Here is a 6,731-nt window from a genome sequence, read left to right as displayed (position 1 = left end):
GGTGAGGGGTGCGACATCTCCGGATAATCCTGTGTCTCTCACCCAGTCCTCTTCCGAGGAGAGCGGACCCGCGCCCGGCGTCCGTGACGGCGGCATTCCTGTCGCGAGGTCCGGCTCCTCGTCTCATCCGGCAAGTTCTCGGTCGACGCGGCCCGCCGCCTCCTCGGTGACGTCGAGGGCCTCGGCCAGCATGCGCAGGAACTGGCGCTCCTGCAGCGTGTCCGCGTCGATGGCGAGGCGGGCGGCGGCGTAGATGCGGGCCGCCGCGTCCGGATCCTTCACGGCGTCGGCGATCTCGTCGATGTCGGCCGGCTCCGCGAGCTCGCGGTCGAGCCAGGCCCGGCCGTCCCTGTCGAGGCCAGCCCCATCGACGGCCGCGTCGAGCCGGCGCCGCTCCTCCGCGTCGACCATCCCGTCGGCGACGGTGGCCGCCACCATCGCCCGCAGCATCAGGCGCGCCTCGTCCTCGCCGACCTCGGCGAAGGGCGCTGCCGCCGCGGCCGGAGCGGCTTCGCCGCGCACGGCCCGGTAGGCAAGGCCGGCGACCAGCGCGAGGCCGCCGAGAGCGGCGCCCGTCGCGAGCCCGCCCGCCCGGGAGCGCACCAGCGCGTCCACCAGTCTCTTCGCATCAGCCATGACGTCAGATCTCCGAACTCGATCACAGGATCGGTCCGGCAACGACGGGAGGGCGGTCCCGGTTCAGTCCGGCACCTACTCCGCTGCGACGCGCGGGGGATAGATTCGGGGGTCGTTGGCGACGAAGCCCGGCGGCGCGAAGGGGATCTCGTCCTCCGGGTCGTCGCGCTCGCCCACGAATCGGCCGAAGACCCGCGCGAACAGGCGCGAGAGGTCGTCCATCAGCACGAAGAAGGCGGGCACGAAGATCAGCGAGAGCGCCGTCGAGACGATGAGGCCGCCGATCACCGCGATCGCCATCGGCGCGCGGAACTCGCCGCCGATGCCGAAGGCCATGGCGGAGGGCACCATGCCGGCCGCCATGGCGATGGTGGTCATCACGATCGGCCGCGCCCGCTTGCGGCCGGCATCGACGATCGCGGTCGTCCGGTCGACCCCGCGGGCCATCTCCTCGACGGCGAAGTCGACCAGCATGATGGCGTTCTTGGTCACCACGCCCATCAGCATCAGGATGCCGATGACGACGGGCATCGAGATCGGGTTGTGGGTGACGAGCAGCGCGAGGATCGCGCCGCCGATCGACAGCGGCAGCGAGAACAGGATCGTCACCGGCTGGAAGAAGCTGCCGAACAGGAGGATCAGGACGCCGAACACCATCATGATGCCGGCGCCCATGGCCAGGGCGAAGCCGCCGAACACCTCGCCCATGATCTCGGCGTCGCCGGTCTGGCTGATGGTGACGCCCTGCGGCAGATTCCTGGCGGTCGGCAGGCTCATCACGTTCTCGATGAGCGAGCCGAGCGCGTCCGAGCCGCGCATGTCGGCCTCCAGCGCCACGCGCACGGCGCGGTCGTAGCGGTCGATCGCGGTCGGGCCCTGGCCGAGGCTGAGGTCGGCCACCGTCGAAAGCGGCACCGCGGCCCCGCCCTTGACCGGCACCTTCAGGGTCGCGAGCAGCGCGAGGTCGCCGCGCAGGCGCTCGGGAAGCTGCACCCGGATCGGCACCTGCCGGTCCTTCGCGTTGAACTTGGCGAGGTTGGCGCCGATGTCGCCGATCGTGCCGACCCGCACCGTCTCGGCGATCAGGTCCGTCGAGACGCCGAGATCGGCCGCGACACCCGGCTTCGGGCGGATGCGGATCTCCGTGCGGTCGAGGGGCGCCGTCGAGATCACGTTGACGAGATGGGGCACGCCGGCCGCCTCGCGCTGCAGGCGCGCGGCGACCTCGGCCACCACCGCCTTGTCGGGGCCGGCGATGATGAGGGCGAGGTCGCGCTGGCCGCCCTCGCGCAGGGCCCAGAAGCGGATGTCGGGCTCCTCGCGCAGGATGTCGCCGATGATGACGTCGATCTGCTTCTGCGTCAGGTGGCGCGCGTTCTTCGGGGTCAGGTTGATGGTCAGGCTCGCGAGCCGGACCTCCTTCTTGCCCGGAAGCTGGCGGCCGCCGTCCACGAAGACGCTGCGGACCTCCGGCAGCGCGCGGATCTTCTCCACGAGCCTGTCCGTGACGCGGGTGGTGTCGGCGAGGCGGGCGCCCGGCGGCAGCTCCACCACGAACAAGGTGCGGGCCGCGTCCTCGGCCGGGATGAAACCCGCCGGCAGGAGCCCGGTGGACATGATCGAGGCGGTGAAGCAGCCGAGGCCCGCGACCAGCGTGATGTACTTGTGGCGCACCGACCACGCCACCGCGCGGGTGTAGGCGCGCATCACGATCCCGTCGCGCTCCTCCGGGTGTCCGTGGTCGCGCAGGAAGTAGGCGGCGAGCAGCGGCGTGATCAGGCGTGCCACGAGGAGCGACATGAACACCGCCGCCGCGATGGTCAGGCCGAACTGCTTGAAGTACTGGCCCGCGATGCCGCCCATGAACGAGACGGGGGCGAAGATCGCGATGATGGTGGCGGTGATCGCGATGACGGCGAGCCCGATCTCGTCGGCCGCCTCCAGCGCCGCGCGGTAGGGCGACTTGCCCATCCGGATGTGGCGGACGATGTTCTCGATCTCGACGATGGCGTCGTCGACCAGGATGCCGGTCACCAGCGTGATCGCGAGGAGGCTCACCGCGTTGAGCGAGAAGCCGAGCGCGCTCATCACCCAGAAGGTCGGCAGCACCGAGAGCGGCAGGGCGATCGAGGCGATCAGCGTCGCCCGCCAGTCGCGCAGGAACAGGAAGACCACGACGACCGCGAGGAGCGCGCCCTCGATCAGGCCCATCATGGCCGAGTGGTAGTTGCCGATCGTGTTGGTGACGGAGGTGTCGATCAGGTCGAAGCGCACGCCAGGATTGGCCGCGTGCAGATCCTCGATCTTGCGTGCGACGGCGTCGGAGACCTCCGCGTCGCTCGCCCCGTTCGCCCGCGAGATCGCGAAGCCGACCACGGGCTCGCCGTTGAAGCGGGCGAAGGTGCGCGGCTCCTCGGCCCCGTCGACCAGGGTGGCGAGCTCGTCGAGCCTCACCTTCCGATTGCCGGGAACGATGATGGTCGTGGACGCCAGCGTGTCGAGGCTCGCCGAGGCGGCGAGCGTCCGGATCGACTGTTCCTGACCGCCGACCTCGCCGCGCCCGCCCGCCATGTCGGCGGAGGTGAGGCGCAGCTGACGGTTCACGTCCGCCGCCGTGATGCCGAGCGCCAGCAGCCGGTCCGGCTTGAGGGTGACGCGGACCTCGCGGGCGACACCGCCGAGCCGCTCGACGCCGCCGACGCCCTTCACGCCCTGGATCTGGCGGGCCACCACGTCGTCGACGAACCAGGACAGGTCCTCCGGCGTCATGGCGGGGGCCGAGGCGCCGTAGATCATGATCGGCAGGCCCGCGATCTCGACCCGGTTGATGATCGGCTCGTCGATGGTGCGGGGCAGGTTCACCCGGATCTTCGAGATCGCGTCCTTGACGTCGTTCACCGCCCGGTCGGTGTTCACCTCCAGGCGGAACTCGACCGTCGTCACCGAGGAGCCCTCGGTGATGGTCGAGAGGATGTGCTTGACGCCCTTCACGCCCGCGATCGAGTCCTCGACCCACTTCGTCACCTGGGTCTGGAGCTCGGACGGCGCGGCGCCGGCCTGCGTGACCGTCACGGCGACGATCGGGATGTCGATGTTCGGGAAGCGCGTGATCGGCAGGCTGCGAAAGCTCACGAGCCCGAGCACGCCGAGCACGATGAACAGCACGATCGACGGCAGGGGCTTCCGGATCGCCCAGGCTGAGATGTTGAGCCGCATCGCGCGTCGTCCGATCCGTCAGCGGGGGGCGGCGTCGGCCGCGGCCTGGGGCTTCATCCCCTCGGGCGGCACGGCCCGCACCCGGTCGCCGTCCCGCAGGAAGCTGCCGGCGCGGGCCACGACCATGTCGCCCGCGGAAACGGTGCCCCGCACCTCCGTGACCCCCTCCGCCGAGAGCCCGGCCGTGACGGGACGGGCCTCGACGCGCCCGTCGCGCACGACGAGGACGCTCGCGCCGCCGTCGGTCGCGAAGAGCAGGCTCGAGACGGGTACGGCCACGCCCCGCCGCCGCGCCACCTCGACGGTGCCGCGGGCGAAGGCGCCGATGCGCAGCGCCGGATCGTCCGTGAGCGAGATGCGGACCTTGCCCAGGCGGGTCATGCGGTCGACCTCCGGGTAGATCCGTCGGACGCGGCCCTCGAGCTTGCGCCCCTCGTCGAGGTCGAGGGCGGCGGCGTCGCCCACGTGCATGCGCGGCATCACGGTCTCGGGCACCTCGCCCTCGAGCTCGATCTCGCCGCGGGCGATCAGGCGGAACAGCGGCTCGCCGATCGCCGTCGCGGTGGCGCCGACGCGGGCGGTGCGGCGGTTGACGATGCCGGACTCCGGCGCCCGGATCTCGGTGCGGGCGCGCCGCAGCGCGATCTCGGCGGCCTGGGCCCGCGCGGTCGCGAGGTCGGCCTCCGCGGCCTGGAGCCCGCCGCGGGCGGCCGCGAGCTTGCCCTCGGCCCCTTGCGCCGTCGAGACCCGCTGCTCCAGCGTGACGGCGGTGGCGTTACCGGTGCGGATCAGCGTCTGGGCCCGCTCCAGCGCCTGCCGCGCCTCGGTCTGGGCGGCCTCGGCCTGCACGATCTGGCTGCGGGCCTGCACGATGGCGGCCTCCGCGCGGGCGATGGCGGCGAGGTTGGCCGCCTCCTGCGTCTCGATCATCTCGCGGGAGAGGCGCGCCAGCACCTGGCCCCGGGCGACGCGGTCGCCCTCCTCGACGAGGAGTTCGGTGATGCGGTGACCCTCGATCTCGGGCGAGACCAGGATCTCGTCGCGCGGCACCAGGGTGCCGGTGACGATCGCCCGCTCGACGATCTCGCGATCCTCGGCCGGCACCACCGTGACGGCGGGCGCCAGCGCCTCGGCCGTCGGCACGGCCGCGGTCTCGGCGGCCCGTGCCGGCGCCAGGGCGATCGGCAGAAGCGCCGCGAGGAGGAAAGGAAGACGCAGGCCGGGCATTGCACTACCAGTCGCAGTCACGGCGGACCTCGTCGTGGCGGCTCCGCTCCGGGGGCCGCGGCCGGTCTCTCGCCGCTCAGGCCGGCGTTTTGATGGCGCATCATACACGCGCATCCGGCGCGGCGTCGCTGCGGCGCGCGGGCTCGCAGACATGGAACGCCGGCCGGCGCAACCAGAGACGCCGAAACTCGTTACCAATTCGTCAACGGCCGGCCGGCGAGCCGGGATGAACGGGGCGCTCGATGAGCATCTTCCAGATCAGGCAGAAGACGAGCGGCGCGATCCTGTGGACGGGATCGGCCGACGACGAACAGACCGCACTCGACGCCATGGCCCGCGAAGCCGGCTACCGCGACTTCGCGGCGCTTCCCGATTCGATTCGTGCCAGCGGTCTGGAAACGGCGAAGCTCGACATGATCTCCTGAGGCGGGAATTCACGGCCGCCGGGCGGCCGCGATCCCGCTCGAGGAGGGCCGAAAGGCCGGGGCGCCCGCATTCCGCGAGGCGCCCTTCGGCATGCCCGGAACCCATCTGTTCCGAGCAAGAAAAACACTTCTGCCGCGCTTCGGAGGGTCTTGTCAGCCTCCGCGCGGCCGGCCTACCATCCTCCCTGCGCGACAGGACCGGCGGTTCCCAGAGGGCTGCCGGGCACCGCCGCCCGATCGCAGATGAAGGAGGTTGGCCATGCACGCTCATGCCTCTCGCTCCCGCCCGGCGCGCACCGCCGACGGTGATCAGGACACGCCACCGGACCATCCGCGACAGGGATAGTGGCTCTCGGGAGGGCTGGAGGCGCCCGCCGCGACAGGAAGACGATCGCGGGGCCGGCGCCGAGACCCATCAGGAAACCCTCGAACCCGAGCGCGTGGACCCTGCCAGGGCCCGTCGGCACACGCCGCCGGGCCTTTTCTCTGCCCCGACACGACGATGCAGCCGCCCTCAATGCACCGGACCGGATCCTCCCGCAGGCAGGTTGAGAGCCTCCGAGAACGGAAACTCGAAGACGATCTCGTCGGCCTCGTCCGTCACGACCATGGACGCCGAGAGCAGGCGGGGATCGGCGCTCGTCGCCATCAGGTCTACGATCATGGCGCGGGCCGCCTCCCAGGCGGCGTCCGCATCGTCGAGGCTGCGGATGTAGGGTTCCGCCGGCGCGTCGGCGCCGATGATGACGGTGAAGGCGTAGCGGGGCATGGCGGCCTCGTCGGTGGGGCAGGCGCGGGCGGATCGCTGTCCCGGTCCGGGAGCCGCCGCCGTGCGCCACGGTACCGGTCCGCGCCCGCCGCGTCATCGGGCGCATTTGCGCCGGCCGGCGCCGGGGCGACCCGAGAGCAGCGTCCACCGCGACGCCGAAAGAGAGCCTGCCGGTGACCCCACAGATGAGTACCCCGACCGAGCGGCACCTCCGTCAGATCGCGCAGCACCTCGGTTTGCCGCTCTCCGACTTCTTCGACGAGGAGTGCCTCGTCCCGCCGGCCCTCCGCACGCCGCCCGAGCCCGACGCCGCTGCGCTGGAGATGCTCGGCCTGTGGTCGCTGATCCGCGACCCGAGAGACCGCGAGCGCTGCCTGAACATGCTGCGCTCCTGCGCGGCGCGGACCGAGTCCCCGCTGCGGCTCCTGCCGCCACAATTCTGAGCGGCGGCCTCACTC

Annotated in this window: 6 protein-coding genes; 2 read left to right on the top strand and 4 right to left on the bottom strand. The window is 71.8% G+C overall.

The genetic code is table 11. The features are described from left to right. Positions 1-123: 123 nt before the first annotated feature. The 3 genes from MOX02_RS06570 to MOX02_RS06560 form a co-directional block, all read right to left on the bottom strand. A complete protein-coding gene (locus tag MOX02_RS06570) occupies positions 124-636 on the bottom strand; it encodes a DUF533 domain-containing protein (RefSeq protein WP_147025007.1) in 513 nt (170 codons plus the stop codon). A 75-nt stretch (positions 637-711) separates the two neighbouring features. Continuing rightward, on the bottom strand, positions 712-3,852 hold the full coding sequence (locus MOX02_RS06565) for an efflux RND transporter permease subunit (RefSeq protein ID WP_147025006.1): 3,141 nt from the start codon (positions 3,850-3,852) through the stop codon (positions 712-714). Between the two features lie 18 nt (positions 3,853-3,870). Continuing rightward, positions 3,871-5,079, bottom strand: a complete 1,209-nt coding sequence (locus tag MOX02_RS06560; RefSeq protein ID WP_147025005.1) for an efflux RND transporter periplasmic adaptor subunit — start codon at positions 5,077-5,079, stop codon at positions 3,871-3,873. 242 nt (positions 5,080-5,321) lie between these two features. On the opposite strand from MOX02_RS06560, the gene MOX02_RS06555 reads away from it, so the two are divergent. Then, the gene (locus MOX02_RS06555; protein ID WP_147025004.1) at positions 5,322-5,504 is read left to right on the top strand and encodes a hypothetical protein; all 183 of its coding nucleotides are present in this window, start codon (positions 5,322-5,324) and stop codon (positions 5,502-5,504) included. A gap of 514 nt (positions 5,505-6,018) precedes the next feature. Here MOX02_RS06555 and MOX02_RS06550 read toward each other — a convergent pair. Continuing rightward, positions 6,019-6,273 carry a DUF6894 family protein gene (locus tag MOX02_RS06550; RefSeq protein ID WP_147025003.1) on the bottom strand — a complete coding sequence of 85 codons (255 nt, stop codon included), beginning with the start codon at positions 6,271-6,273 and terminating at the stop codon, positions 6,019-6,021. A gap of 185 nt (positions 6,274-6,458) precedes the next feature. Between MOX02_RS06550 and MOX02_RS06545 the strand changes: the two genes are divergently transcribed. After that, positions 6,459-6,716, top strand: coding sequence for a hypothetical protein (locus MOX02_RS06545; protein WP_147025002.1), 258 nt, complete (start codon positions 6,459-6,461; stop codon positions 6,714-6,716). Positions 6,717-6,731: the final 15 nt, after the last annotated feature.

Origin of the sequence: Methylobacterium oxalidis (genome assembly GCF_007992195.1) — a bacterium.
Taxonomy (GTDB): Bacteria; Pseudomonadota; Alphaproteobacteria; order Rhizobiales; family Beijerinckiaceae; genus Methylobacterium; species Methylobacterium oxalidis.
This window is presented reverse-complemented; position numbering and strand designations above follow the sequence as displayed.

Bases quoted from the DNA above. Each gene is read 5' to 3' on its own strand.
- MOX02_RS06570 (WP_147025007.1), bottom strand. From the start codon at position 636: ATGGCTGATGCGAAGAGACTGGTGGACGCGCTGGTGCGCTCCCGGGCG.
- MOX02_RS06565 (WP_147025006.1), bottom strand. From the start codon at position 3,852: ATGCGGCTCAACATCTCAGCCTGGGCGATCCGGAAGCCCCTGCCGTCG.
- MOX02_RS06560 (WP_147025005.1), bottom strand. From the start codon at position 5,079: ATGCCCGGCCTGCGTCTTCCTTTCCTCCTCGCGGCGCTTCTGCCGATC.
- MOX02_RS06555 (WP_147025004.1), top strand. From the start codon at position 5,322: ATGAGCATCTTCCAGATCAGGCAGAAGACGAGCGGCGCGATCCTGTGG.
- MOX02_RS06550 (WP_147025003.1), bottom strand. From the start codon at position 6,273: ATGCCCCGCTACGCCTTCACCGTCATCATCGGCGCCGACGCGCCGGCG.
- MOX02_RS06545 (WP_147025002.1), top strand. From the start codon at position 6,459: ATGAGTACCCCGACCGAGCGGCACCTCCGTCAGATCGCGCAGCACCTC.